Raw genomic sequence first — 23,893 nt, forward strand, 5'->3', positions numbered from 1 at the left:
GGGCGCCCTATGAATTCGATTTGTACGGAAATCAGACCTTGAGGTTCGGAATGATCTGCTTTTTGCGGCTCATGATGCCGGGCAGAACGACGGCGTCCCCGTCCACGGTAACACCAAAGCTTTTCTCGGCCACGGCTTTGACCAGATCATTGGGGACCAGCAGGGTGGCCTCTTCGTTCAGGATATCAACCACGAACAGCAGCACCTGATCGACGCCGTCTTCCTTGGCAACTTCCACCATCGAGTCCGCCAGGCTGGCCTTGCGGTCCAGAACGACGCCGGGGGCGGTGGTTTCCAGAACCGAGACCCGGAATTTGGTGCCGTCGACCTCGTATTCCTTGCTGTCCATGCGGATCAACTCGGCGTCCGAGAAGGACGAGACATCCGATTTCGCCGCAAACATATCGGCTGCATATGCCGAAATGTCCAGCTCGAGCTCGGCCGCCAGACGTTCTGCAACCTCGCGGTCATGCGCCGTGGTGGTGGGAGAGCGGAACTCCAGAGTATCCGACAGAATGCAGGTAAGCGCGGCGCCTTTGATGGCGTCGGGCATCTTGGCCGCATCTTCGCCCATCAGATCGACCATGATGGTGGCGGTGCAGGCCAGGGGGCGCACGGTGATATCGATCGGGCCTTTGGTTTCCAGGCCACCGACCAACTTGTGATGGTCGATGATGGCGCGGATGTCGGCGTCATTGATGTTGGCCGGCAGTTCGGCGGGGTTGTTGGTGTCGACGATAACTACCGGGGTACCTGCGGCAAGGTCCTCAAGAATCCGCGGCTTGGGCAGGTCCCAGTTTTCCAGCATGAATGTTGCTTCGGTGTTGGGTTCACCCAGCAGTACGGGTTCGGTCTGCTCACCCTTGACCTCGTTCAGGTACCACGACCACAGGATCGGCGAACCTGTGGAATCTGTGTCGGGGGATTTGTGGCCAAATACTAGCGTCGTCATGTCAGAGTCCTGCGGAATGGAAATTTGCGCGCCTTATAGGGCGGGTAGATGCCGTTGTCACGCCGCAGACCACCGTCTGCGACGCTTGGTCTGAAAACCGCCGGGCCCGTTCAGAATGCGGCGCGTGTCAGAACGTATCCGGCTTCTTCCAACTGGTTCAGCAGGCCGTAATCATCGCTCAGGTGCCCTGCGCCGACTGCAATCACAACTGTCTGATCCCTGATGTCCAGAATCTGCGCCATCCAGTTGGCGTTTCGCTGCACCAGCATCTGCTGCTCGAAATTGCGCCATTCCGCGTCAAAGGCCTCGGGGCTCAGGCCCGACTGCTCCAGCCCCTGTAGGCGGGCAAGCTGTATGATCTCGGCGTGCTTTTCTTCCAGATACGCGTTGGCCATGGTGGCCAACTGGTCCGCATTGCCCTGCATCGCCCTGGACAGGCGCACAAGCGACTCGACCTGTTTTTCCAGAGGGTGACTGTCGAACATGGCCATCAGGTCTTCGATTCGTTCCAGCGAGTGCTGCGGGATACCTTGTTCGACGGCCAGATCGTTCAGGCGGGCGTCCATTCCATAAGTCGCATTCGGGTCCTCGATCATGCAGGGCGGAATGCTCAGCATCATGGTCAGGAACCACGGGCGCATCTTCGCAGCCATCCAGCCGGGGATGCCGCGCTGGGCCAGGGCTGCGGACAGCGCATCCCAGTCGTCTTCCGCCATCAGGTCGATCAACGTAGGGCCCGAGGTAATCATCACCGCACTCAGGTCGCTGGCCATGGTCTTTTCGAAGGCGTCCATGTCGTCCTGGGTGACTTCGAAATAAAAGGCGTCCGCTTTGCTGAGTTCGGGCGACAGGCGGTCAATTACGCCTTCCATGCGCGGATCGTAACTGTGCAGCGTGCCGATGATGTGCAAAACCGTGTCGCCCTTGCGTGCAATCCAGTGATTGCCTTCGGGATAAGCGATCTGGGCCACTGCACTTTGCAATTTGGTCCGGGTTTCCTCGGGCAGTTGCGGTCGCAGGTCCACCCCCTCGCACGCGGCCTGAGCCGAGATCGGAAACAGAAGGAACGCAAGAAAAGTGAGCAAACGCATGGAGCCAGCCTGAATGGTGTCAAGAAGTTGAACCCAGACTTAGCCACGCCACCTGCCGATGTTCAAGCCGCCCGTCTGGTATTCCCCGACAATCTGCGTAGCATGGCCACATGAACCGCGAGCAGGATCTCTATCCCCCGGTCAAGGCGCTGCTGGAGCGGCAGGGATACGCCGTCAAGGGCGAAGTCGGCGCAGCCGACATCGTTGCGGTGCGCGATGGGGATGCGCCGGTGATTGTCGAACTGAAACTGCGTTTCACGCTGGCCCTGTTTCATCAGGCGATCACCCGGCTGAAACTCACCGATCTGGTCTATATCGCAGTCTGCAAACCCACGGGCCGAACGGCCCGGCGGGCGCTGAAAGATAATCTGGCACTGTGTCGAAGGCTTGGCCTGGGCCTGATCACCGTGCGGGCTGATGGCACGGTCGAGGTTCAGTGCGATCCCGGCCCCTATGCGCCCCGCAAGAACAAAGCCAGGGCCGCACGGTTGCTGCGGGAATTCGACCGGCTGGAAGGTGACCCGAACGCCGGGGGCGCGACGCGCCATGGTATCGTGACGGCGTATCGGCAGGATGCACTGAAATGTGCGGCCTTTTTGGCCGAGAATGGCCCGACCAAGGGATCAGACGTCGCCAAGTCGGTCGGCGTCCCGGTTGCCACCCGGCTTATGCGGGAAAATCACTATGGGTGGTTCGAGAAGGTTGAAAAAGGCATCTACGGGCTTACGTCAGCCGGAGCGGAAGGCTTGAAACACTGGGCCTATAGCTGGGAACAGGCTGACTGATCCATCTTGCAAAAAATCTCTCACAACTTGTTGACTCGGAGTTTCAGACTCCCTAGCTATGCGTCGTTATCACTCACACACTCCGAGTGCTAACGCCTCGCCATCCGGTGAGGGGAGGATAGATAAACTTTGAGCCCAAGGAGCTGCAAAGATGGCATTGAAACCGCTTCATGACCGTGTGCTGGTTCGCCGCGTAGAGAGCGAAGAGAAAACCGCAGGCGGCCTGATCATCCCTGACAGCGCAAAAGAAAAGCCAAGCGAAGGCGAAGTCGTCGCAACCGGCGAAGGCGCGCGCAAGGACAGCGGCGAACTGATCGCAATGGCTGTCAAAGCTGGGGACAAGATCCTGTTCGGCAAATGGTCGGGCACCGAGGTCAACGTCAACGGCGAAGAGCTGCTGATGATGAAAGAAAGCGACATCATGGGGATCATCGAGTAAGCCCGCGCGCTTTCTCTGATCTTCATTTCAAACTTATTTCTCAAGGAGAAACGACATGGCTGCAAAGGACGTCAAATTCGACACCGATGCCCGCAACCGTATGCTGAAGGGTGTGAACATCCTGGCCGACGCGGTTAAAGTGACCCTGGGCCCCAAAGGCCGCAACGTGGTTCTGGACAAATCCTTCGGCGCGCCGCGCATCACCAAGGACGGTGTTTCGGTGGCCAAGGAAATCGAACTGGAAGACAAGTTCGAAAACATGGGCGCGCAGATGGTGAAAGAAGTCGCCAGCCGCACCAATGACGAAGCCGGCGACGGCACCACCACCGCAACCGTTCTGGCACAGGCGATCGTAAAAGAAGGCCTGAAGCAGGTTGCAGCGGGTCTGAACCCGATGGACCTGAAGCGCGGCATCGACCTGGCAACCGCCAAGGTTGTTGAAGGCATCAAAGAAGCCTCGCGCGAAGTCAAAGACTCGGCAGAAGTTGCTCAGGTTGGCACCATCTCGGCCAACGGCGAAGCCGAAATCGGCCAGCAGATCGCAGACGCGATGCAGAAGGTCGGCAACGAAGGCGTCATCACCGTCGAAGAAAACAAAGGTCTGGAAACCGAGACCGACGTTGTCGAAGGTATGCAGTTCGACCGTGGCTACCTGTCGCCTTACTTCGTCACCAACGCAGATAAGATGATCGCAGAGCTCGACGACTGCATGATCCTGCTGCACGAAAAGAAACTGTCCTCGTTGCAGCCGATGGTTCCGCTGCTGGAACAGGTGATCCAGTCGCAGAAACCGCTGCTGATCATTGCCGAGGATGTTGAAGGCGAAGCGCTGGCAACTCTGGTTGTCAACAAGCTGCGCGGCGGCCTGAAAATTGCTGCCGTCAAAGCACCTGGCTTCGGTGATCGCCGCAAGGCCATGTTGCAGGACATCGCAATCCTGACCGGCGGTCAGGTCATCTCCGAAGATCTGGGCATGAAGCTCGAGTCCGTCACCATGGACATGCTGGGCACCGCCAAGAAGATCGAAATCACCAAAGACGAAACCACCATCGTCGACGGTGCTGGCGAGAAGGCCGAGATCGAAGCACGCGTTGCCCAGATCCGTACTCAGATCGAAGAAACCACCAGCGACTACGACCGTGAGAAGCTGCAAGAGCGCGTTGCCAAACTGGCAGGCGGTGTTGCCGTGATCCGCGTCGGCGGCATGACCGAAGTTGAAGTGAAAGAGCGCAAGGACCGTGTGGACGATGCTCTGAACGCAACACGCGCTGCCGTTCAGGAAGGCGTTGTTGTGGGCGGTGGTGTTGCTCTGGTTCAGGCCGGTAAAGCACTGGAAGCTCTGAAAGGTGCAAACGCCGATCAGGACGCAGGTATCAACATCGTTCGCAAGGCTATCGAAGCGCCGCTGCGCCAGATCGCCGAGAACGCAGGTGTCGACGGTGCGGTTGTCGCTGGCAAAGTTCGCGAAAGCGACGACGCGGCCTTCGGTTTCAACGCTCAGACCGAAGAATATGGCGACATGTTCTCGTTCGGCGTGATCGACCCGGCCAAAGTGGTTCGGACCGCTCTGGAAGACGCCGCATCGGTTGCTGGCCTGCTGGTCACTACCGAAGCAATGGTTGCCGACAAGCCGGCCAAAGAAGGCGCGGCACCTGGCGGTGGCATGCCCGACATGGGCGGCATGGGCGGCATGATGTAAGCACGTCGAATTCGCCTCTGGGGAATTCTGACGACCCGACAGGCGCTTGGCGGTATGACCAAGCTGCCGAAAGGGAAGCCCTTGAGCTTAAGAATGGGGTCGCCTTCGGGCGGCCCCGTTTTGTATTGACCGTTCTGTTTTGTCAGCGGGTTGCGACGCAGCTTCGACAAGCGCAGTTGGTCTGTCTTGCGACCTTCGGGAAAGTGAGTGTGCAAACCCGGCCCAAACGGCTATGCGGATGGCATGAGATTGTTTTTGCTCACCGCCCTGACCATGTGCGCCTTCGCGGCGAATTCCATTCTGAACCGGTTGGCCATCGACAGCGGAGCCAGCGATCCGACCGGATTTGCCATCCTGCGGGTTTTGGCGGGGGCCGTGGTGCTGGCCGCTCTTGTGCTGGCACGCGGGGGGCGCCTTCCGCTGCGCAATCGAAGGCGGATCATTGGCGCGGGGTCGTTGACGCTCTACATGATCGGGTTTTCGATCGCCTACCTGACGCTGGATGCCGGATTGGGTGCATTGATCCTGTTTGGCACGGTGCAAATTACAATGTTTTCGATCGGCGCACTGACGGGCGCGACTCCGACCGCCCGGCAGGTGGCGGGGGCGGGTGTTGCGCTTACCGGTCTGGCCTATGTGCTGTGGCCGACTGGCACCGTTCAGGTCGACCTGAACGGCGCGGCTTTGATGGCCGCCGCCGGTATTGGTTGGGCCCTTTACTCGATAGCGGGCCGATCAGAGAAAAACCCGCTGGAGGGGACGGCCGCCAATTTCATTGTCGCTTTGCCACTGACTGCCCTGGCGATGCTGGCCACCGGCGGCGTTTGGCAGATGAATGGGGTGGGGTATCTGCTGGCCGTCCTGTCCGGTGCGGTAACATCCGGGCTTGGCTATGCTTTGTGGTATCGTGTTTTGCCTCAACTGGCCCCGTCCGTGGCGGCTGTCGTTCAGCTCAGCGTGCCGGTGATCGCAATTCTTGGCGGTGTCGCCTTTCTGGGCGAGATTGCCGGAGCACGGCTGATCATCGGCGCCACGCTAGTTTTGGGCGGTATCGCGCTGGCCGTGCTGCGACGTCACCGGGGCTAGGGCTTTTATCGAGGGCCGATAGGCTTTATCTGGCGGTTATGAAACTTCTGATTGCCTTGCTCTTCTGCCTCGTTCCAGCCGCAGCCAGTGCGAAATGCGTGATCCTTCTGCACGGTCTTGCGCGCACCGAGGCCTCGTTTACCGTGATGGAGCAGCTGTTCAAGGCGCATGACTATACTGTTGTGCGCCACGGGTATCCATCGACTGAAATCGGTATTCCGGAACTGGCAGAGCAAACCATCCCGGACGCGCTTGCAGCCTGTGGCGATGACAAAGCCAATGTCGTTGCGCATTCCATGGGCGGTATTCTGTTGCGCTATTGGCTCAAGGACCATCGGCCCGAGAACCTGGGTCGTGTCGTCATGCTCGGCCCGCCCAATCAGGGCAGCCAACTGGTCGATGAACTGAGCGCATGGGAAGTGTTCGGGTATCTGAACGGCCCGGCGGGCCTGCAATTGGGCACCGGTCCCGAAGGCATTCCGCGCCGCCTGCCGCCGGTGGATTTTGAACTGGGGGTGATCGCGGGTGAGAATTCGCTCAACCCGCTGTTTTCATCGCTGATCGACGGGCCGGATGACGGCAAGGTTTCGGTTGAAACCACCAAGGTCGAAGGGATGGCCGATCACATTGTTCTGCCTGTGACCCACACCTTCATGATGAACAACCCGCTGGTTATGGCACAGGCGCTGCATTTCATCGAATTCGGCCGGTTCGATCGGCAGATCACCTGGCTGGACGGCGTGATGGAGATAATCGACGAGATCTGCATCGGGCAGGATTGCTCGGAACCTGACTCGGAGTCCACACGATGACTGCACTGGACCTGGTTTTGACCGGCGCAGAGGTCCTGTTGCCGGAGGAGGGTCTTTCGCGCTGCGATCTCTCGATAGCAGAGGGCGTCATTCAGCAAGATCGGACCGGGCGCAGGGTTGACCTGAGCGGTTATCTTGTCCTGCCCGGTATCGTCGATCTGCACGGGGACGGGTTCGAACGCCACATCGCCCCTCGGCGCGGCGCGATGAAGCAGATGAACGAAGGCATTCTGGCAGCCGAAGCCGAACTGGCCGCCAATGGCATCACCACCGCCGTTTTGGCCCAGTTCTACAGTTGGGAAGGTGGCGTGCGCGGCCCCGAGTTTGCCGCGCAGGTGTTTCGGGCAATAGCTGCGGTCAAGGACAGCACCGTCACCGATCTGATCCCGCAATTGCGTTTCGAAACCAACATGTTAGGGGATTACGAGGGTCTGGCCCGTCGCATCGCCGAATGGCAGGTGCCTTATGTGGTGTTCAATGATCACCTGCCGCATGATCGTTTGGCGCAGGGCAAAAAGCCACCGCGCCTGACCGGTCAGGCACTGAAGGCCGGACGCAACCCGGACGCGCATTTTGAGATGCTGCTCAATATGCATGCCCGCAGGAGCCAGGTTCCCGCTGCCGTCGAAGCACTCAGCGCCGAACTTGTGTCAATGGGGGTGCGCTTGGGCAGCCATGATGACGCGACCGCCGAGACAAGGGCATGGTGGCGCGACCAAGGCGTGCGTATTGCCGAATTCCCCGAAACGCTTGAAGCCGCCGAGGCCGCGCGGTCCGCCGGGGATCACGTTATCCTTGGCTCTCCCAACGTTGTGCGGGGCGGGTCGCACAAGGGGAATGCCAGCGCCGTCGAACTGATCGCAATGGGGCTTTGTGATGCGTTGGCCTCGGATTACCACTATCCCAGCCCGCGCCGCGCGGCGCTGATGCTGGCCAGAACCGGTCTGCTGGATCTGGCCGATGCTTGGGCGCTGGTCTCGTCCGGCCCCGCGCGGGTGCTGGACATGCAGGACAGGGGCACGCTCGCGCCGGGAAGACGCGCGGATCTGGTCATCCTGGATGCGGATACCCATCGCGTTGCTGCCACCCTGGCTGGTGGGCGCGTCAGTTACATGTCAGGCGACATCGCCGCCCGGTTTTTCGGGTAGACCCGCAAAACCTTCATCTTTTCCCAAATACTCTCGCTGAAGGCGTCGCGCGCAGGCGCGACACCCTCAACGTTTGATGCGGTTGAAATGCCCCATCTTGCGCCCGGCCTTTACCTCGGCCTTGCCGTAGAGATGCAGCGCCACGTCCCGCTCACGGGCCAGTTCTGGTACGCGGTCCATGTCGTTGCCGATCAGGTTCTCCATCACCACATCGGAATGGCGCTGTCCGTCCCCCAAAGGCCAGCCTGCCAAGGCGCGGATATGCTGTTCGAACTGGTCGACAGCACAGCCGTTCTGCGTCCAGTGGCCCGAATTGTGAACCCGCGGAGCGATCTCATTCACGATCAGGCCACCGGGCGTCACGAACAGCTCGACCCCCATCACGCCGACATATTCGAGTGCGTTCAGGATGTTCGCCGCCAGCAGGATTGCGTCTGTGCGCTGGGCGGGGGACAGGCGGGCAGGGATGGTGGTGGTGCGCAGGATGCCATCGCGGTGCACATTCTCACCCGGATCGAAACAGGCAACCTGACCGTCCAGACCACGGGCCGCGATGATCGACACCTCGTGCGAGAAATCCACGAACCCTTCCAGAATGGCTGGTGCACCGGCCATATCGGCCAGAGCGGCCTCGGCATCCTCAGGCTTGCGCAGCCGGGCCTGTCCCTTGCCGTCATAGCCGAAGCGACGGGTTTTCAGGATGGCGGGCGTCCCGATCTGTTCGATCGCCGCATTCAGGCTGTTCAGGTCGGCAATATCCGCAAACGGGGCCGTCTTCAGACCCAGCTCTTGCAGAAATGTCTTCTCGGTCAACCTGTCCTGGCTGACCCGCAATGCCTCGCGCCCGGGGCGGATCGGACGGTGCGCTTCCAGAATGTCCAGTGCTTCGGTCGGGATGTTCTCGAACTCATAGGTGATGACATCGACGGCACCGGCAAAGGCTTTCAGCGCTTCTGCATCATCATAAGCCGCAGTGGTGACGCGATCCGCAACCTGCCCCGCCGGCGGGTTCGCACCCGGTTCGTAGATATGGCTGACAAAACCCAGCCTGGCGGCTGCCACGGACAGCATCCGGCCCAGCTGACCGCCCCCCAGAATCCCGATCACTGCACCTTGGGCGAGCATTTCCGCCATCTTCAACTCTCCAAACGTTTGCCAATAGCGCCAAGCGCGGAACGCAGCGCCTCATGCGCGCGCCCGTCCTTCAGGGCGTCCGTCATTTGCAGGCTCAGCGTGCCCTCTGTCGCCAGGGCGTCACGCTCCTGCGCCAACCGGCCGGCTGCGCCTTTTCTCATCGAGGCCAGAAAGCCCGCCATCAACTGTGTTGTATAGAACTCGGCCCCGTCCGTATCTCCGGTTGCGTCACCCAGCCATTCGGCACCCGTTGCCATCAGGTCCAGAATGCCGGGAACCATGGCACAAATGGCGAAATGCGCATTCAGCGCGGCTTCATCCGCAACCTTGACCACGGGGTTCTCGGGCTCAAACAGATCCGCCAGCAGGCGGTCATTGCCAAAAGCCGCCATCGGGCAGCCGCCGGTTTCCAGAAACCCCAGCGGGATGGTCTGCACGAAATCCGATGCCGGGGCGCAAAGCGCGGCAAGTTGCTCGGCGGGCACCGACGCCATGACCGACACGACCTGCTGATCGGCACGAAAGATCAGCGGGTCCAGAACGTCGGCCGCAATATGCGGGCGCAGGCACAGAAACACGATGTCCGAGGTGTCAATCACGGTCTGAGGCTTGGCGATGGTCGCGCCCAGTTCCGCCTTCAAGGCAGAAGAAACTTTGGCGTTGCGCTCGGTCACGCTGATCTGGTGCCCCTTGGCGGCCATCAGCCGCGCGATCGGCGCGGCGATATGGCCGGTGCCGACAAAGCCGATCCGGCTCATCCCTGCGGTTCCTGGGGGATCGATGCTGACAACGCGTCACGCCAGTTGTCCAGCCGTTCCGCCAAAGCATCATCCTGCAATGCAAGAATGCCCGCCGCCATCAGGCCGGCATTGGCCCCGCCGGCGGATCCGATCGCCATGGTTGCCACCGGGAATCCCTTGGGCATCTGCACGATGGAATACAGCGAATCCACGCCCGACAAGGCGCGGGTCTGCACCGGGACGCCAATCACAGGCACCCGCGTTTTCGACGCCATCATGCCCGGAAGATGCGCCGCCCCGCCCGCACCTGCAATGATCACCTGCAACCCGCGCGAAACTGCGGTTTTGCCATAGTCCCACAGCCGGTCCGGCGTGCGGTGGGCCGATACGATGCGCGCTTCGTAGGCGACGCCCAGTTCGTCCAGAATATCCGCGGCTTCCTTCATCGTGGGCCAGTCCGACTGGCTGCCCATGATGATCCCCACTTTCACTTCGCTCATCCGCATACGTCCCCGCGCTCAGAAAGAGCGCGCACTATAGCCAAATCCGGTTGGCTGGCAATGCGGTACAGGGCGTTCAGGCGATGATATCGGGGGTCAGGCGGTCTTCGATCAGGCGGATGATGTCTTTCAGGCGCAGTTTCTCTTTTTTCAGGCGCCGCAAGGTCAGTTGATCGGCCGTTCCTTTGTCATGCAATGCCTGAATCGCCTCATCCAGATCGCGGTGCTGCCGGCGGAAAACCTCAAGCTCAACGCGCAATACTTCATCTGTTTTCATCGAAAGATCGGTAGGCGCGTTCATTGGCGACTCGAGTTGGTTGTGGTGCTTGGCCAACAAGATAGTGTGTCAGACGTTATCGCGCCAGACCTTGTGGACATCCTGGTTTCTTCCCATATTCTATTGCAGGCGGTTGCCAGAACGGGGCCGCACACCACGTCGCTTTGGCAAAGAAGGACGAAAATACGTGTCGAAACTTACTCTTGGCTCATACCCGCATCTTTTGGGGTTCGAGCAGTTGGAACGCCTTCTGGAACGGTCTGCAAAGGCCGGAAATGAAGGGTACCCGCCCTACAACATCGAACAGACTTCGGATTTCTCCTACCGCATCACTCTTGCGGTGGCCGGGTTTGCCGAAGAGGATCTGTCGATCACGATTGAAGATCGCCAGTTGGTGATCCGGGGCCGTCAGCGCGACGACAGCGAGGGGCGCATATTCCTGCATCGCGGCATTGCGGCGCGTCAGTTCCAGCGCATGTTCGTGCTGGCCGACGGTGTCGAAGTGGGCGAGGCGATCATGGAAAACGGTCTGCTGCATGTGGATCTGACCCGCGCCGTGCCGGAAACCGTGGTTCAGACGATCAACATACGGAAGGGGTAAGAGCAATGAATACACCGATTGAAATCAACACCGAAGGCAACCGTATTGTCTATGTCAAAACGGTTGAAGTATCTGAATTGCCTCGGGAAGTTCGTGAACAGGCAGGCGATCTGGATCAGCTTTACGCCGTCCACGATTCCGACGGGCAGCAACTGGCGCTGGTCGCAGACCGCAAGCTGGCCTTTGTGCTGGCGCGCGAACATGATCTGTCTCCGGTGGCCGTTCACTAGGCGGCCGAAATCTCTGCTGAAACGAAGTGGCATTTTCTTTTCATGCGGTGATCTTGCCGCACATGCACAGGCAGGAGCGGCATCATGGGCTGGTTTGACTTTGACTGGGTGGACGCCTTCAGTGATCGCGCCTTCGGCGGCAACGGATGTGCCGTCGTCCACGAAGGTGCGCGCCTGACGCAACAGGTCTGCATGGCCTATGTGCGCGAAACCTCTCTGGTCGAATGCACCTTTACCGGCCCGTCCGAGGTGGCTGACATCCGCGTCCGCTATTTTCTGGCCAGCCGCGAAATCCCTTTCGCGGGGCATCCGACTATCGCCACCGTCGCGGCGATGCGATCCCGCGGCATGATCTCGGGCGATAGTCTGACGCTGGAAACCGGTGCGGGTCTGGTCTCGATCCGGTTGCAGGATGAGCAGATCGAAATGACTCAGGTCGCACCGCAATTCGGTGCGCATGTGCCTGCGGAACTGGTGGCGAAGGCGATCAGCCTGCCACAGGAAGCCATCATTTCGCCGCCTCAGATGGTTTCAACCGGCTTGCCGTTCTGCATCACCGTTCTGCGGGATCATACGGCATTGCGGGCCGCTCAACTGGTTGAAGGCCCATTGCGCAAAGTGGCTGAAACCGCGGGGTATTCCGGCTCGGATATGGCCGAACCGTTTCTTGTCACGCTGCAAGGAGCAACCGATGAGGGGGATACGTTTTCGCGCCTTCTTCTGGCTCCGCCCAGCCCGCCCGAAGATCCGTTTACCGGGTCTGCCACCGGTGCGATGGCCGCCTATTTGTGGAAACACGGGTTGATGAAAAAGGAAAGCTTCATCGCCCAGCAGGGTCACGATATGGGGCGCCCCGGGAAAGCCATCGTCACGCGTGTCGGCCCGCCTGATGCGATGACAGGCATCAAGGTTTCTGGTCAGGGGCATATCCTGATGCGCGGGCAGGTTGACCTGCCGGAAGCGCCGATAAAATGAGCGGGCGTTGACCGAGGGCTGCCCCCGACATTCTGGCCGGAGGCGGCAGGTTACATCCAGCACAGCCGTAATCTGGGCTCACGCCTGGGTTGGGTCGGGTTTGCCGACAAAACAGAATCCAGCATAAGTTCAAAGGTCGCGGACCTCGGATGCGACGCACAGGACGAAGCGGTGTCCTTGATCCGGAAAGGACTGAAGGCAGAGGTGCTCCGACAAGCTCAGGTCGGATCCAAACCAGAAGCTGACAATGGTCGGAGATCTGTTCGCTATCTCAGTTTCACACCCGCCTTGAGGTCCTGAACAGCATCAGGACCAGCGGCTATCGTCATTTGAAAGCCAAAAAAACGGCCCCCGGAATCTCCGGAGGCCGCCCAATGCAATCAGATGAGACCGCAATCAGTTTGCTGCGATCAGGCCCATGCTTTCCAGTTTCAGCAGCACCTGATGGGCGCAATTGTCGACCTCGACATTCTCGGTTTCGACCCGTAGTTCCGGGTCTTCCGGAACATCGTAAGGGTCCGAAATTCCGGTGAATTCCTTGATTTTGCCCTCGCGCGCCAACTTGTAAAGGCCCTTGCGGTCGCGGCGTTCGCATTCCTCGATGCTGGTGGCCACATGCACCTCGCAGAAGGCACCGAACTGTTCGATCTCTTCCCGAACCGCGCGGCGTGTCGTGGCATAGGGCGCGATCGGGGCGCAGATGGCGATGCCGCCGTTCTTGGTGATCTCGGAGGCCACATACCCGATGCGGCGGATGTTCAGGTCGCGGTGCTCTTTCGAGAAGCCCAGTTCCGAACTGAGGTTCTTTCGCACGATGTCGCCATCCAGCAGCGTCACCGGGCGGTCGCCCATCTCCATCAGTTTGACCATCAGCGCGTTGGCGATGGTCGACTTGCCCGAGCCCGAAAAGCCGGTGAAGAAGACGGTGAAACCCTGCTTGGAGCGCGGCGGGAAGCGGCGGCGCAGTTCCTCGACCACTTCGGGGAACGAGAACCACTCGGGGATTTCCAGCCCTTCACGCAGGCGGCGGCGCAGTTCGGTGCCCGAGATGTTCAGGATCGTGACGTTGTCCTTGTCGAGAATCTCGTCATTCGGTTCGTACTGGGCGCGTTCCTGCACATAGACCATGTGCTTGAAATCCACCATTTCAACGCCGATTTCGTCCTGGAACTGTCGGAACAGATCCTGCGCGTCATAGGGGCCGTAGAAATCCTCACCTTTGCTGTTCTTGCCGGGGCCCGCGTGGTCGCGGCCAACGATGAAGTGGGTGCAGCCGTGGTTGGCGCGGATCAGGCCGTGCCAGACGGCCTCGCGCGGGCCAGCCATGCGCATGGCCAGGTTCAGCAGGCTCATCGAGGTGGTCGAGGCGGGGTACTTGTCCAGCACCGCCTCATAACAGCGCACACGGGTAAAGTGATCGACGTCGCCCGGTTTGGTCATGCCCACGACCGGGTGGATCAGCAGGTTGGCCTGTGCCTCTTTGGCGGCGCGGAAGGTCAGCTCCTGATGCGCGCGGTGCAGTGGATTGCGGGTCTGGAAGGCCACGATGCGGCGCCAGCCCAGTTTGCGGAAATAGGCGCGCAATTCATTCGGCGTGTCGCGGCGGCCACGGAAATCGTAATGCACGGGCTGTTGGATTCCGACCACCGGTCCGCCCAGATAGACCTTGCCGGCCACGTTGTGCAGATAGTTCACCGCCGGGTGAGCGTCGTCATCGGCGCCAAAGACCTTCTCGGCCTCGCGCGCCTTGTCCGGGGTCCAGCGGTCGGTCACGGTCATGGTGCCCAGGATCACGCCTTCCTGATCGCGCAGAGCGATGTCCTGCCCAAGTTCGATCCGATCCGCGAAGTCTTCGCTGACATCCAAAGTGATGGGCATTGGCCAAAGCGTTCCATCGGCCAGACGCATATTCTCGACCACATTGTCGTAATCTGCTTCGCTCAGAAATCCCTTGAGCGGGTTGAAGCCACCATTCATCAGCAGTTCCAGGTCGCAGATCTGACGCGGGCTCAGATCCCAGCTGGTCAGATCGGCAGCTTCCACCTTCAGCTTCTGCGCCGAATCGTATGACACATACAGTTCGGAGATCGGGGCCAGATTGCTTAACATCGTCATCGGAATACTCTTGTAGCAGTGTTGATTTGCCAGTGGATATCGGGCGGTTTCGAGGCGTTTGCACCGGCTGACAGGCGAAGTCCACAGGCGTCAATGTAACAAAGGAGGATATGCGCCGAATATTTTTGAATTGGAAGAAATTTCTAATTCACAAGTCAAATCGATGATCTGATCCTTGCAATCAGAGGTTATTCGTTCAAGCGGAGTATTTCTGTTCCTGTTTTGTGACGTTTTGCTCAAGTATGGACGCACGGGTGACTGGCAGGGCGGGAATCGGTTCAGACACGCCGCGCAACTGGAACAACCTGATTTCGTCCTGTGGCACGACGACATCTGCGGCCTTCAGCAACGCTTCCGAGACCAGCAGTTCGACCTTCAGCGCCTTGGTTTCGCTTTCAAGGCGACTGGCGACATTGACGGCGTCGCCGATTATGGTTTTCGACGCATGCCCCGCCGCGCCGATCTCACCCACCACCAGATCCCCAAGATGCAGACCCATCCCGATGCGAATGCCGGGGCTGCCTTCGGCCTCGAGCTGTGCATTGAATTCATCGAGGGCGTGGCTGATGTCGATGGCGGCTTTCAATCCGGCACGGGCGGACGCCGCTGCATTCGGCTTTTCAAAAACGGCCAGCAGCCCGTCTCCCATGTATTTGTCCACGACACCGCCTTCCTTGGTGATGGCAGGCACGACGGCGTCGAAAAACCGGTTCAGCAGGAACACGATGTCATAAGGCAATTGGCCGGTCGTGCGCGCGGTAAAGCCGCGCATGTCCAGAAACAGAACAGCCAACTGGCGTTCCTGACCCTGACTGGCATGTCCGCGTATGCGTCCGCCATCTGGCCTGAAGACCCGAAAAACGGTGGTGGGTTCTGTCGGGCGTATCTGGCAGGCCAGTCGCGTCTGTGACGATGCACCCACAGCAGCAAGGCTGCGCGCTTCGACATCGCCGGGCGGCGGCAGGGCGTCGTTGCCATCCTCCACGATGACACGGCAAGTGGTGCAGCGCCCCTTTCCGCCGCACAGGGCCGCATGCGGGACGCCGTTTACCTGCGAAATCTCAAGCAGGGTCATGCCTTTTTCCGCGACAACTTCAGGCCCTTTGGCGTAACGCACGCGCACCGAATGCCTGCGCCGCCACAGTTTGCGCCCGATGTAAACCAGACCCGTTGCACCAAGGGCCAGCCAGAACACCATAAGGCCATAGTCTTTTACACTGAACAGGGTCTGGAAGGTCTCGGGCGACGGCCAATTGTAGTGCTCGATATATTGCTCGCGCAGGAATTCATCAGCGAAGTCGGCCCATATGCGGCGCCCCTCGGTCAGCAGGCCGGCCAACGCGAAAAAAGGCACGAAAACCGCAACACCGATCAGATAGGGCGCGACCCGCGACCACCACCGGGTCAGCCGCAGCCACATATGCAAGCCGATGCAGCCGTGTATCCAAACGATCAGCAACAAGGCGCTTTGCATCCATACGGCGATACTGGGCCACATCAGAATGATGATGTATCCCATCTCGTCGTTGACGTCATAGACCTCGTGCGCGACCCGCGTGTGAACGATGTGCGAGATCAGTTGCAGCGGAATCAGCAAGCCCAGTCCGACCTGCAAGGCCGTGCTGAAGGGCATCCGCAGGGTTCTGCGTTGTGCGATCGACGTCAGGGCCAGACCTGCATGCGTGAAAAGAGCAGCATAGAAAAGCACGCTGATGACATTGTGGCGGGTGATGGCCTTCCGACCGTCCTGCATCCCGTGCAGGTAATCCGTGTGAAACAGGCCCAAGCCAATGTTTATGAAATGGAAGAATGCGAAAACAAACAACACAAGACCACTGACGATCCTGAGTCGGGTTGACCACCCGCCGCGCCAAAGAGCGTTGTTCAAATGCTCACCTGCTTTTCGCTTTTCCCTCAGCAATCCTGATACGCCGCTGGCTGGGGGTCAAGGGATTGGCAGGCGGCGTCGGCTGCTGATCAGAGATTGCACCGCAACTTGTGCTGTGCGGTGCCCCCTTAAACCCCGGGGGCACTGTCCTGAAAAAGGCTGACGGCCTGCGGTTCTGAAAATGCCGGGTCAGCCCCGGAGTATTCAGAACGCGCGTTATTCGTTTTCCGCCAGGAACCGTTCGGCATCCAGCGCCGCCATGCAGCCCATACCGGCGCTTGTGACCGCCTGACGATAGACGTGATCGGTCAGATCGCCCGCCGCGAACACGCCCGGAACCGAGGTTTCCGTGCTGCCCGGTTTGGTGACGACATAGCCACCCATATGCGTTTCAAGCGTGTCTTTGACCAGCTCGTTCGCGGGCGCGTGGCCGATGGCAACAAACACGCCTTTGCAGGGGATTTCTGTGATCTCTCCGGTTTTGACATGCTTGACGCGAACGCCCTCGACGCCCAGTGGCGCATCGGTGCCGATCACTTCTTCCAGCTGGTGGAACCACAGCGGTTCGATTTTGTCGTTCTTCATCAGCCGGTCTTGCAGGATCTTTTCCGCGCGCAGCTCATCGCGGCGATGGATCAGAGTCACCTTGCTGGCGAAGTTGGTCAGGAACAGGGCCTCTTCCACGGCCGTGTTGCCGCCGCCGATCACCACGATTTCCTGTCCGCGATAGAAGAACCCGTCGCAGGTGGCGCAGGCTGAAACGCCAAAGCCCTTGAATTTCTCTTCCGACGGCAGGCCCAGCCACTTGGCGCGCGCGCCGGTCGCCAGAATGACGGCGTCCGCCGTGTATGTGGTGCCGCTGTCGCCCTTGGCGGTGAAGGGGCGCTGGCTGAGATCCAGATCGTTGATGATGTCACCGATCACGTCACAACCCATGGCCTTGGCGTGATCCTGCATCCGTACCATCAGGTCGGGGCCCTGTACCTCGGTGTCGCCGGGCCAGTTCTCGACCTCGGTCGTTGTCGTCAATTGGCCGCCGGGCTCGATGCCCTGTACCAGAATGGGTTCCAGCATGGCGCGGCTTGCGTAAACGCCCGCAGTGTATCCTGCGGGCCCCGATCCGATGATCAGAACCTTGGTGTGTCGTGTGTCGGCCATGGTATCCCCGCTCGAATTGCCTGAATTGGGCTTTTGGCCCGTCGCCCCGATATAGCGACCGACAGACCCGGCTTAAAGCCCCTTACTGTTTATGGCCTCGCAAGCGACCCTGCGTAGGGTGCGGGGAAAATGAGGGATTTGAAAACAAAGAAAATTGCGCATGTGCGAAACATTATTGCGTGCGCGTGGGGGGCTGATATAAGAACCGCAAAAATCAGGAGCATTTGATGGTCACGACTCGGTTGGATGATATCGACCGCAAGATTCTGGCGGAATTGCAGGCAGACGGTCGTATGACCAATGTCGAACTTGCCAAACGGGTCGGAATCTCGGCGCCGCCCTGTCTGCGCCGGGTGCGCACACTGGAGGAATCCGGCTATATCACCGGTTACCACGCCGAAGTGAATTCCCGCGAGCTGGGATTCGAAGTGCAGGTGTTCGCCATGGTCGGGCTCGACAGTCAGGCCGAGACCGAACTGCGCGCGTTCGAAGAGCGCTGCCGCGAATGGCCACTGGTTCGGGAATGCCACATGCTGAACGGCGAGGTGGACTTCATCCTGAAATGCGTCGCACCTGATCTCAGCAGTTTTCAGCAGTTCCTGACCGGTGAACTGCTGACCACGCCAAACGTGGCCAGCGTCAAGACATCGCTTGTTATCCGCGGCGCAAAAGACGAACCAGGCGTGCCGTTCGACGTTCTGGAAGAACGAATGAACCGGACGGCGTAACCCCCATACGTTTTGCAGGTGCGGTGTTTGGTGGCAGCATGGCAGCCACCGCCAAGGATAGAATCCAACTTAGTACCAGCTGCATGATGCCCCCCATAATGCAGTAATCGCTATCGCACTCAGGCTGTCATCGCGTCGATTTCCCCGTCTCCGGCGCGCGGCATCAGCAGCGGACCAAAATCGTTGAGCGATTCGATATGCGCGAACAGGTTCAGATAAACCGACCGCAACGAGTGGCTGATCATCCGGACCGCGTTCACACCTGGGTGATACGTTTCGAACTGTAAACCATCTACCCGAATAACGGAATGCCGTTTTAGGCAAATGTGAAACAGTTCAACTGGCGTCGGCGGCATTGTTTCAATCACGCCCGTTCCATCCTGGAATTCGGACACAGGGGTCAGAATCGGGCCATTCCCATGCAGATGCCGCAAATGCGTCGGCGTGCCCACGATCCGCGCCGCAGGCCCGGCGATTACACCCGACATCGGCTTTTGCATCCCGAATGTATCCGCCGTTATGCGCGTAAGCGGCCGCGTGCGGCCCCGCGAATCCGGACGTCCGGGGATCAGAGTGACAGATCCCTTCCACAGCACGGTTTCGGACGCGCCATCCTGGGTCAGGACCGTATCCCCCGGCATCAGGTCTTCGATGGCCATCGGCCCATGTTCCGTTTCAACCAGCGATCCGCGCGTGAAGGCACAAAATGCGTCTTCGAACATCGGCAAGGCAGGCGCGATGTGTCTGGTCTGGACCACGTTTCCGTTTTTCAACAGGCTGCTGACTTCATACCGGCGCAGCTGGGCCTTTGGTTTCGCAACCGGCCGCGGTGCTTCCCGCAGCATGGCTGTCGTTTCGATCGCATTTCTGGCCGCACGGGCCAGTGAACTAGGAATAGTCATAAATATTCCGTCCCCTCAAATTGTCCGGTCAGGCGCGGCGTATCCCCGTACAGGCCAACCTGGCGAACTGGTTCTTTGTCTTGAAACAAATGGATGACACATGGGCGGCGGCCGGTCGGACCCCGCATTGCGACAAAATCTCGCTTTCCAATGGTCAACACACTGACCCCCCAGACAAACTCGTACTTCACGGGCGAAAATTGCCCGCACACACACAACTCCTGAATTCGCCTCGACCCCCTCAGATCGTGACGCACCACACATCGGGCAGGAGCATGCCCGAAGCGCGTTCACCCCATCGAGACCGGCAGCTTGGCCTCAGGGTGTTTCTGTTTCAGCGTCGTGCCGCGATGCGGCTGGCGACCCTGACAGAATGGCTTGATACCCGCTTCCACGGCATTTCCAGCTTCTGGCTCCGCGTGGCGGCAACCATGGCTTTGAGAAAGCGAGACTTGGTTTTCATGTTCTGGTCCTGCTCTGAACGGGTTTGTTTCCCGCATCCGTTATGAACCTTTTGTGACGCACGTTTGCGGCATGGATAAGGCTTATCCGGGATGTTTTGCAGACAAGAAATTTATGGTCGGTCCATCCTTTCACTCAACACGCCAGCGTCCGAAACAGGGACGTCAGAAGACCATCTGATAGCTGGCAAAACTCGTTACGATTCTAAGTCCGATAAACACAACAAATGTGGCGTAAAAGTGGCGACGTGCCTAAATCTGGGCCAAAATCACAATCTTATGACCGAGATCAGTCGCCCGTAATCGGCCTCGTTTGCGTGTGTTGTGCGGCGGTAGGAATAGAACCGGTCCGGGTCGGAATATGTGCAGTGCCGGGTCCATTCCGCCTGCCCGACACCGGTCTGCCGCAATCGGTGCAAACCAAAGGCGGGCAGGTCGAATTGCAACCGGTCATCCTGTCCGTTTGCAAAGAACCGGCTGTTCTCCGGAGAATCGGCGATAAATGCGTCCAGAAACTCGGGGCCTACCTCATACGCGCGTTGGGAAATGCTGGGGCCGATGACGGCGTTGATATTCCGGCGCGTCGCGCCAAGTGCTTCCATGGCGTCCAGCGTCGCCTCCAGCACGCCGTCAAGCGCGCCGCGCCAGCCCGCATGGGCGGCTCCGATCACATTGGCCGCGGGATCGGCAAACAGAACCGGTTGGCAATCTGCCGTCAGAATCGTCAGCGCCAGACCGGGTGTCGCCGTGACGACCGCGTCCGCGCGCGGTTTTTCACCTTCCAGGGGCTGTTCAACCGTCAGAACTGTTGGGGAATGAACTTGATGCACGCCGATCATCGCCTCGGGCGCAACACCCATCGCGTCGGCAACCCGCCGGCGGTTCAGCGCGACAATTTCGGTTTGATCTGACGATCCATAACCGCAATTCAACCCGTCGAAGATACCGGAAGAAGCCCCGCCGCGACGGGTGAAGAACCCGTGACGAAATGGGGAAAGCAAGTCCGAAGTCAGTATTTCCAGTGTCATGGCTCCAATCCCGGCGGTGGCGCAGCATAGGCCGGATACAGGCCCATCACCTTGAACAGATTTCCCATTTCGTCCGGGTGCGTCAACCGGCGATGCGCTGCAATCAGGGCGTCCAGCTCGGAACCGCTCAGCGTCCGGGACAAAGCCTGTGCCCGGGCGGTTATGCCGAGCCGTTCCAGAAACACGCCCTGCGGAGTCAGGCGTGTATGCCTGGCTCCACAGGCGCGGGTCGCAACGGCCAGAGGCTCAAAATCCACATGTGCCGTCAGGTCGGCCTGGCCGGGTGACGCCAGCGGATCGGCGGGCTCGTGGTTTTGCAGGGCTTGCAGCGTATCGCCCAAGGAATGCCAGTCGCCATAATCGATGATCAGCGCGGCGCCTCCGTGGCTGGCGATCCGACCGGCAATCACGGTCAGAATGGGGATCGCTGCCGCGCACAGCTCGACCAGATCACCATCCCTGGTGTCCGAAAGCCTGTCAGTCAGCGCCACTTGCGGCCCGTTGGGGCCCCGCCCAAACAGCAATTCGCCGTCGCGTTCGCCGACTAGGCGTTCGCTCCAGCCGTCACCGTCGCGCAGGAACTGCCGGACAGGCAGCGCGTCGAAGAACTCGTTCGCCACCAGCAGCAGGGGCTGGTCCGGCAACTCTGCGACGCTGTCGGCCCAGTTCGGTGTGTAATCCTTCAGGGTGCCCGCCTGCACCTGCTTCAGGGCAGGCGAGGCCTCGACCAGCACAATCCGGGCAGCATCGTGAAATCCCTGCACGGTTCGGGTGGCACGCAGTATATCACTCATCAGAGTGCCGCGCCCGGGCCCCAATTCGCACAGGGTGAATGGCGCGGGACGGCCCTGATCCATCCAGCATTGCGCAAGGCACAGCCCGATCAGTTCTCCAAACATCTGGCTGATTTCCGGTGCCGTGGTGAAATCCCCAGCAGCCCCCAGCGGGTCACGCGTCGTGTAATAGCCCAGCGTGGGATGCAGAAGACATTCGGCCATGTAGTCGGCCACGCTCATCGGTCCATCCTGTCGGATGCGGGCGATCAGGTGATCGGTCAGGCTCATTTTGCCCGCCCTGCGCGCAGGACAAACCACAGGCCAAGCGCGATCATGGGCAGCGACAGGATCTGCCCCATGGTCAGACCATATCCGCCCACATGCCATGCAAGCCCCAGCGGATTGCCGGGCGACACGAACTGCGCATCGGGCTGGCGGAAGAATTCAACAATAAAGCGCGATGCGCCGTAACCCGCCAGAAACGTGCCCATGACAAAGCCCGGTTTGTGAAACGCGCCGCGTCGATAGACCAGCCACAGCAACAGCGCGCCCAGCAAAACACCTTCCAGCGCCGCTTCGTACAACTGCGAGGGGTGTCGGGCACACATTCCCGCAACCACGCCGGGGCAGTCCTGTGCGGCAAAACCGGGAAAGATGACGGCCCATGGCAGCTCGCTCGGGCGGCCCCACAGCTCGGCATTGACGAAATTGGCCAGCCGTCCCAGCAGCAGGCCGGGTGGCACGGTGTAAGCAACCAGATCGCCCAGTGACAGGGCCGGGATCCGATGGCGCCGGGCAAACAGGTACGAGGCCAGGATCACGCCCAGCAGCCCCCCATGAAACGCCATGCCGCCTTGCCAGACCTTCAAGATCTCAAGCGGGTGCGACAGGTAATAGCCGGGTTGGTAAAACAGCACGAAACCCAGCCGCCCGCCCAGGATCACGCCCAGAATGATCCAGGTGACCAGATCTTCCAGTTGGTCCGGTTTCATCGGCGGACCGTCGGCTGGCCACAGGGCAGGGCGGCGCAACGCCACGACCGCCAGCCGCCACGCAATCAGGATGCCCGCGATATAGGCCAGCGCATACCACCTCAACGCGAACTCCATCCCGAACAGCGAGATCGAGAACAGTTCGGGCGACAGATCGGGGAAATTCAGAACAGCCTGCATGTGCGTCTCATTGCCCGGGGTTTGCGGGGCAAGTCAACCTTGAGCCTGCGGCAATCTTTCCCCATATAGAGTTCAACCGCGATACCGGAGTAAAGATATGCAAACCCGCAACAAGATCCTGGACGACGTGTCCCAACTGATGACAAACGCCATGGGTGTCGCGCAGGGCGCGCGGGAAGAGGCCGAGAACGCGATGAAGTCGATGATCGACCGCTGGCTTGCCGACCGCGATTTCGTCACCCGCGAAGAATTCGATGCCGTCCGCGCCATGGCCCAGAAAGCGCGCGAAGAAAACGCCGCACTCGAAGCCCGCATTGCCGCGCTTGAGGCAAAACAGGACAAGTGACGCCCCGGGCGTTCCCTGTTTTCACAATTTTGGGCAAACTCTGTCGCCGCGCAATCCAGCCGGGATTGTGCGGTGCCGTGCATTCTGAAGCATCGCGGGATTAAATCAAGACAAAGCTGACCCGACATCCAATATTTTGATCCCCGTTGCCTTCTGTCCACAACTTATTGCTGTTATCCCCAACAAATAGGGTTGCCAGAACCAACGCCACATCGCACCATATTTAGTACAGGCCTATGGGGGAAGCCCGGTTTGTAGAGCAGGCAACTAGCGCTGGGGCGCTGCCAGCCCCGAAATGCTAGAGATTAGTGAGGTGGCATTATGGCCCTTTCCGAGCAGTATCTCGAAGAAGACATTCATCCGATCGACATTGTTGAACATCTGGCCGAACATCACGACTGGGATTTTGACCGCATTGGGGACGATCAGATCGCCATGGCCGTCGAAGGCCAGTGGCGGACGTATTCGATCACACTCGCCTGGTCCAACTATGACGAAACGCTGCGGATGGTGTGCTCGTTCGAAATGGAACCGCCGGCCGAGCGGGAAATGCAGCTCTATGAGCTGCTCAACAAGATGAATGATCAGTGCTGGGCAGGTGCCTTTACCTATTGGGCGAACCAGAAGCTGATGGTGTACCGGTATGGGCTGGTCCTTGCAGGCGGGCAGACAGCCAGCGCCGAACAGATCGACACGATGATCACCGCCGCCGTCATGAGTGCAGAGCGGTACTATCCGGCGATCCAACTGGTCACCTGGGGCAATCGAGGACCAGAAGAAGCCATGCAAGTGGCCATTGCAGAGGCCTACGGCCGGGCGTAAAGCTTTGCCCCGAACCGACATGTAACGC

Annotated in this window: 26 protein-coding genes; 12 read left to right on the plus strand and 14 right to left on the minus strand. The window is 59.8% G+C overall.

Translation table 11 applies throughout. The annotated features are described in order from the left end of the window. Positions 1-31: 31 nt before the first annotated feature. Both ACR0DJ_RS01870 and ACR0DJ_RS01875 read right to left on the minus strand, forming a co-directional pair. Entirely contained in the window at positions 32-952 is a 921-nt protein-coding gene (locus ACR0DJ_RS01870; RefSeq protein ID WP_480683679.1) for a manganese-dependent inorganic pyrophosphatase, read from the minus strand. A gap of 110 nt (positions 953-1,062) precedes the next feature. Further along, entirely contained in the window at positions 1,063-2,043 is a 981-nt protein-coding gene (locus ACR0DJ_RS01875; RefSeq protein WP_480683680.1) for a TraB/GumN family protein, read from the minus strand. 110 nt (positions 2,044-2,153) lie between these two features. On the opposite strand from ACR0DJ_RS01875, the gene ACR0DJ_RS01880 reads away from it, so the two are divergent. The 6 genes from ACR0DJ_RS01880 (at position 2,154) to ACR0DJ_RS01905 (ending at position 8,012) form a co-directional block, all read left to right on the plus strand. Next, positions 2,154-2,828, plus strand: coding sequence for a DUF2161 domain-containing phosphodiesterase (locus ACR0DJ_RS01880; RefSeq protein ID WP_257599286.1), 675 nt, complete (start codon positions 2,154-2,156; stop codon positions 2,826-2,828). Positions 2,829-2,979: 151 nt separating this feature from the next. Further along, positions 2,980-3,267 (plus strand): co-chaperone GroES, encoded by a 288-nt coding sequence (groES, locus tag ACR0DJ_RS01885; protein WP_152458994.1) that lies wholly within the window; start codon positions 2,980-2,982, stop codon positions 3,265-3,267. Between the two features lie 55 nt (positions 3,268-3,322). Continuing rightward, positions 3,323-4,966: a chaperonin GroEL gene (gene groL / locus ACR0DJ_RS01890; RefSeq protein WP_170346057.1), complete on the plus strand. Its 1,644-nt coding sequence runs from the start codon at positions 3,323-3,325 to the stop codon at positions 4,964-4,966. 243 nt (positions 4,967-5,209) lie between these two features. Next, a complete protein-coding gene (locus ACR0DJ_RS01895) occupies positions 5,210-6,052 on the plus strand; it encodes a DMT family transporter (protein WP_480683682.1) in 843 nt (280 codons plus the stop codon). 38 nt (positions 6,053-6,090) lie between these two features. Beyond that, positions 6,091-6,864: an alpha/beta fold hydrolase gene (locus ACR0DJ_RS01900; RefSeq protein WP_170346059.1), complete on the plus strand. Its 774-nt coding sequence runs from the start codon at positions 6,091-6,093 to the stop codon at positions 6,862-6,864. Further along, a complete protein-coding gene (locus ACR0DJ_RS01905) occupies positions 6,861-8,012 on the plus strand; it encodes an alpha-D-ribose 1-methylphosphonate 5-triphosphate diphosphatase (protein ID WP_480683683.1) in 1,152 nt (383 codons plus the stop codon). Before ACR0DJ_RS01900 ends, ACR0DJ_RS01905 begins: the two co-directional genes overlap by 4 nt. Before the next feature lie 66 nt (positions 8,013-8,078). Here ACR0DJ_RS01905 and ACR0DJ_RS01910 read toward each other — a convergent pair whose 3' ends face one another. The 4 genes from ACR0DJ_RS01910 to ACR0DJ_RS01925 all read right to left on the minus strand — a co-directional run bounded on the left by ACR0DJ_RS01910 (position 8,079) and on the right by ACR0DJ_RS01925 (position 10,687). Continuing rightward, positions 8,079-9,146 (minus strand): 5-(carboxyamino)imidazole ribonucleotide synthase, encoded by a 1,068-nt coding sequence (locus ACR0DJ_RS01910; RefSeq protein WP_480683684.1) that lies wholly within the window; start codon positions 9,144-9,146, stop codon positions 8,079-8,081. A 2-nt stretch (positions 9,147-9,148) separates the two neighbouring features. Next, positions 9,149-9,904 (minus strand): NAD(P)-binding domain-containing protein, encoded by a 756-nt coding sequence (locus tag ACR0DJ_RS01915; RefSeq protein ID WP_480683685.1) that lies wholly within the window; start codon positions 9,902-9,904, stop codon positions 9,149-9,151. Continuing rightward, complete coding sequence (gene purE / locus ACR0DJ_RS01920) at positions 9,901-10,386, minus strand: 5-(carboxyamino)imidazole ribonucleotide mutase (protein ID WP_170346063.1); 486 nt, start codon at positions 10,384-10,386, stop codon at positions 9,901-9,903. The genes ACR0DJ_RS01915 and purE overlap by 4 nt, the downstream gene beginning before the upstream one ends. Positions 10,387-10,462: 76 nt before the next feature. Further along, positions 10,463-10,687, minus strand: coding sequence for a YdcH family protein (locus tag ACR0DJ_RS01925; RefSeq protein ID WP_152458986.1), 225 nt, complete (start codon positions 10,685-10,687; stop codon positions 10,463-10,465). Between the two features lie 163 nt (positions 10,688-10,850). Here ACR0DJ_RS01925 and ACR0DJ_RS01930 point away from each other — a divergent pair, with 163 nt between their 5' ends. The 3 genes from ACR0DJ_RS01930 (at position 10,851) to ACR0DJ_RS01940 (ending at position 12,469) form a co-directional block, all read left to right on the plus strand. Continuing rightward, a complete protein-coding gene (locus ACR0DJ_RS01930; protein WP_058275530.1) occupies positions 10,851-11,264 on the plus strand; it encodes an Hsp20 family protein in 414 nt (137 codons plus the stop codon). A gap of 5 nt (positions 11,265-11,269) precedes the next feature. After that, positions 11,270-11,494, plus strand: a complete 225-nt coding sequence (locus tag ACR0DJ_RS01935; protein ID WP_117872546.1) for a DUF1150 family protein — start codon at positions 11,270-11,272, stop codon at positions 11,492-11,494. A gap of 84 nt (positions 11,495-11,578) precedes the next feature. Then, a complete protein-coding gene (locus tag ACR0DJ_RS01940) occupies positions 11,579-12,469 on the plus strand; it encodes a PhzF family phenazine biosynthesis protein (RefSeq protein ID WP_480683686.1) in 891 nt (296 codons plus the stop codon). A gap of 396 nt (positions 12,470-12,865) precedes the next feature. Here ACR0DJ_RS01940 and ACR0DJ_RS01945 read toward each other — a convergent pair whose 3' ends face one another. From ACR0DJ_RS01945 to trxB, 3 genes are all read right to left on the minus strand, one after another. Beyond that, positions 12,866-14,584 (minus strand): bifunctional sulfate adenylyltransferase/adenylylsulfate kinase, encoded by a 1,719-nt coding sequence (locus ACR0DJ_RS01945; RefSeq protein ID WP_170346065.1) that lies wholly within the window; start codon positions 14,582-14,584, stop codon positions 12,866-12,868. Between the two features lie 196 nt (positions 14,585-14,780). Next, entirely contained in the window at positions 14,781-16,472 is a 1,692-nt protein-coding gene (locus tag ACR0DJ_RS01950) for an adenylate/guanylate cyclase domain-containing protein (RefSeq protein WP_480683687.1), read from the minus strand. Positions 16,473-16,688: 216 nt separating this feature from the next. Continuing rightward, positions 16,689-17,630 carry a thioredoxin-disulfide reductase gene (trxB, locus tag ACR0DJ_RS01955; RefSeq protein ID WP_480683688.1) on the minus strand — a complete coding sequence of 314 codons (942 nt, stop codon included), beginning with the start codon at positions 17,628-17,630 and terminating at the stop codon, positions 16,689-16,691. Between the two features lie 227 nt (positions 17,631-17,857). Here trxB and ACR0DJ_RS01960 point away from each other — a divergent pair, with 227 nt between their 5' ends. Next, on the plus strand, positions 17,858-18,358 hold the full coding sequence (locus ACR0DJ_RS01960) for an Lrp/AsnC family transcriptional regulator (RefSeq protein WP_152458979.1): 501 nt from the start codon (positions 17,858-17,860) through the stop codon (positions 18,356-18,358). 119 nt (positions 18,359-18,477) lie between these two features. On the opposite strand, the gene ACR0DJ_RS01965 is transcribed toward ACR0DJ_RS01960, so the two are convergent. The 5 genes from ACR0DJ_RS01965 to lgt form a co-directional block, all read right to left on the minus strand. Continuing rightward, complete coding sequence (locus ACR0DJ_RS01965; protein ID WP_170346068.1) at positions 18,478-19,260, minus strand: Hint domain-containing protein; 783 nt, start codon at positions 19,258-19,260, stop codon at positions 18,478-18,480. 334 nt (positions 19,261-19,594) lie between these two features. Then, the gene (locus ACR0DJ_RS01970; RefSeq protein WP_256367481.1) at positions 19,595-19,723 is read right to left on the minus strand and encodes a hypothetical protein; all 129 of its coding nucleotides are present in this window, start codon (positions 19,721-19,723) and stop codon (positions 19,595-19,597) included. A gap of 267 nt (positions 19,724-19,990) precedes the next feature. Continuing rightward, positions 19,991-20,749, minus strand: coding sequence for a peptidoglycan editing factor PgeF (pgeF, locus tag ACR0DJ_RS01975; RefSeq protein WP_480683689.1), 759 nt, complete (start codon positions 20,747-20,749; stop codon positions 19,991-19,993). Then, on the minus strand, positions 20,746-21,813 hold the full coding sequence (locus ACR0DJ_RS01980) for a class I SAM-dependent methyltransferase (protein WP_480683690.1): 1,068 nt from the start codon (positions 21,811-21,813) through the stop codon (positions 20,746-20,748). Before ACR0DJ_RS01980 ends, pgeF begins: the two co-directional genes overlap by 4 nt. After that, positions 21,810-22,697 carry a prolipoprotein diacylglyceryl transferase gene (gene lgt / locus ACR0DJ_RS01985; protein WP_480683692.1) on the minus strand — a complete coding sequence of 296 codons (888 nt, stop codon included), beginning with the start codon at positions 22,695-22,697 and terminating at the stop codon, positions 21,810-21,812. The genes ACR0DJ_RS01980 and lgt overlap by 4 nt, the downstream gene beginning before the upstream one ends. A gap of 97 nt (positions 22,698-22,794) precedes the next feature. Here lgt and ACR0DJ_RS01990 point away from each other — a divergent pair, with 97 nt between their 5' ends. Next, on the plus strand, positions 22,795-23,043 hold the full coding sequence (locus tag ACR0DJ_RS01990) for an accessory factor UbiK family protein (protein ID WP_117867904.1): 249 nt from the start codon (positions 22,795-22,797) through the stop codon (positions 23,041-23,043). A 321-nt stretch (positions 23,044-23,364) separates the two neighbouring features. Continuing rightward, on the plus strand, positions 23,365-23,865 hold the full coding sequence (locus tag ACR0DJ_RS01995) for a type III secretion system chaperone family protein (RefSeq protein WP_117867906.1): 501 nt from the start codon (positions 23,365-23,367) through the stop codon (positions 23,863-23,865). Positions 23,866-23,893: the final 28 nt, after the last annotated feature.

Source organism: Ruegeria sp. BF10 (assembly GCF_056538725.1).

Excerpts from the sequence above, each read along its gene's own strand:
- ACR0DJ_RS01870 (WP_480683679.1), bottom strand. The coding sequence starts at position 952 with ATGACGACGCTAGTATTTGGCCACAAATCCCCCGACACAGATTCCACA.
- ACR0DJ_RS01875 (WP_480683680.1), bottom strand. The coding sequence starts at position 2,043 with ATGCGTTTGCTCACTTTTCTTGCGTTCCTTCTGTTTCCGATCTCGGCT.
- ACR0DJ_RS01880 (WP_257599286.1), top strand. The coding sequence starts at position 2,154 with ATGAACCGCGAGCAGGATCTCTATCCCCCGGTCAAGGCGCTGCTGGAG.
- groES (WP_152458994.1), top strand. The coding sequence starts at position 2,980 with ATGGCATTGAAACCGCTTCATGACCGTGTGCTGGTTCGCCGCGTAGAG.
- groL (WP_170346057.1), top strand. The coding sequence starts at position 3,323 with ATGGCTGCAAAGGACGTCAAATTCGACACCGATGCCCGCAACCGTATG.
- ACR0DJ_RS01895 (WP_480683682.1), top strand. The coding sequence starts at position 5,210 with ATGAGATTGTTTTTGCTCACCGCCCTGACCATGTGCGCCTTCGCGGCG.
- ACR0DJ_RS01900 (WP_170346059.1), top strand. The coding sequence starts at position 6,091 with ATGAAACTTCTGATTGCCTTGCTCTTCTGCCTCGTTCCAGCCGCAGCC.
- ACR0DJ_RS01905 (WP_480683683.1), top strand. The coding sequence starts at position 6,861 with ATGACTGCACTGGACCTGGTTTTGACCGGCGCAGAGGTCCTGTTGCCG.
- ACR0DJ_RS01910 (WP_480683684.1), bottom strand. The coding sequence starts at position 9,146 with ATGGCGGAAATGCTCGCCCAAGGTGCAGTGATCGGGATTCTGGGGGGC.
- ACR0DJ_RS01915 (WP_480683685.1), bottom strand. The coding sequence starts at position 9,904 with ATGAGCCGGATCGGCTTTGTCGGCACCGGCCATATCGCCGCGCCGATC.
- purE (WP_170346063.1), bottom strand. The coding sequence starts at position 10,386 with ATGAGCGAAGTGAAAGTGGGGATCATCATGGGCAGCCAGTCGGACTGG.
- ACR0DJ_RS01925 (WP_152458986.1), bottom strand. The coding sequence starts at position 10,687 with ATGAACGCGCCTACCGATCTTTCGATGAAAACAGATGAAGTATTGCGC.
- ACR0DJ_RS01935 (WP_117872546.1), top strand. The coding sequence starts at position 11,270 with ATGAATACACCGATTGAAATCAACACCGAAGGCAACCGTATTGTCTAT.
- ACR0DJ_RS01940 (WP_480683686.1), top strand. The coding sequence starts at position 11,579 with ATGGGCTGGTTTGACTTTGACTGGGTGGACGCCTTCAGTGATCGCGCC.
- ACR0DJ_RS01945 (WP_170346065.1), bottom strand. The coding sequence starts at position 14,584 with ATGACGATGTTAAGCAATCTGGCCCCGATCTCCGAACTGTATGTGTCA.
- trxB (WP_480683688.1), bottom strand. The coding sequence starts at position 17,630 with ATGGCCGACACACGACACACCAAGGTTCTGATCATCGGATCGGGGCCC.
- ACR0DJ_RS01960 (WP_152458979.1), top strand. The coding sequence starts at position 17,858 with ATGGTCACGACTCGGTTGGATGATATCGACCGCAAGATTCTGGCGGAA.
- ACR0DJ_RS01965 (WP_170346068.1), bottom strand. The coding sequence starts at position 19,260 with ATGACTATTCCTAGTTCACTGGCCCGTGCGGCCAGAAATGCGATCGAA.
- ACR0DJ_RS01970 (WP_256367481.1), bottom strand. The coding sequence starts at position 19,723 with ATGAAAACCAAGTCTCGCTTTCTCAAAGCCATGGTTGCCGCCACGCGG.
- pgeF (WP_480683689.1), bottom strand. The coding sequence starts at position 20,749 with ATGACACTGGAAATACTGACTTCGGACTTGCTTTCCCCATTTCGTCAC.
- ACR0DJ_RS01980 (WP_480683690.1), bottom strand. The coding sequence starts at position 21,813 with ATGAGCCTGACCGATCACCTGATCGCCCGCATCCGACAGGATGGACCG.
- lgt (WP_480683692.1), bottom strand. The coding sequence starts at position 22,697 with ATGCAGGCTGTTCTGAATTTCCCCGATCTGTCGCCCGAACTGTTCTCG.
- ACR0DJ_RS01990 (WP_117867904.1), top strand. The coding sequence starts at position 22,795 with ATGCAAACCCGCAACAAGATCCTGGACGACGTGTCCCAACTGATGACA.
- ACR0DJ_RS01995 (WP_117867906.1), top strand. The coding sequence starts at position 23,365 with ATGGCCCTTTCCGAGCAGTATCTCGAAGAAGACATTCATCCGATCGAC.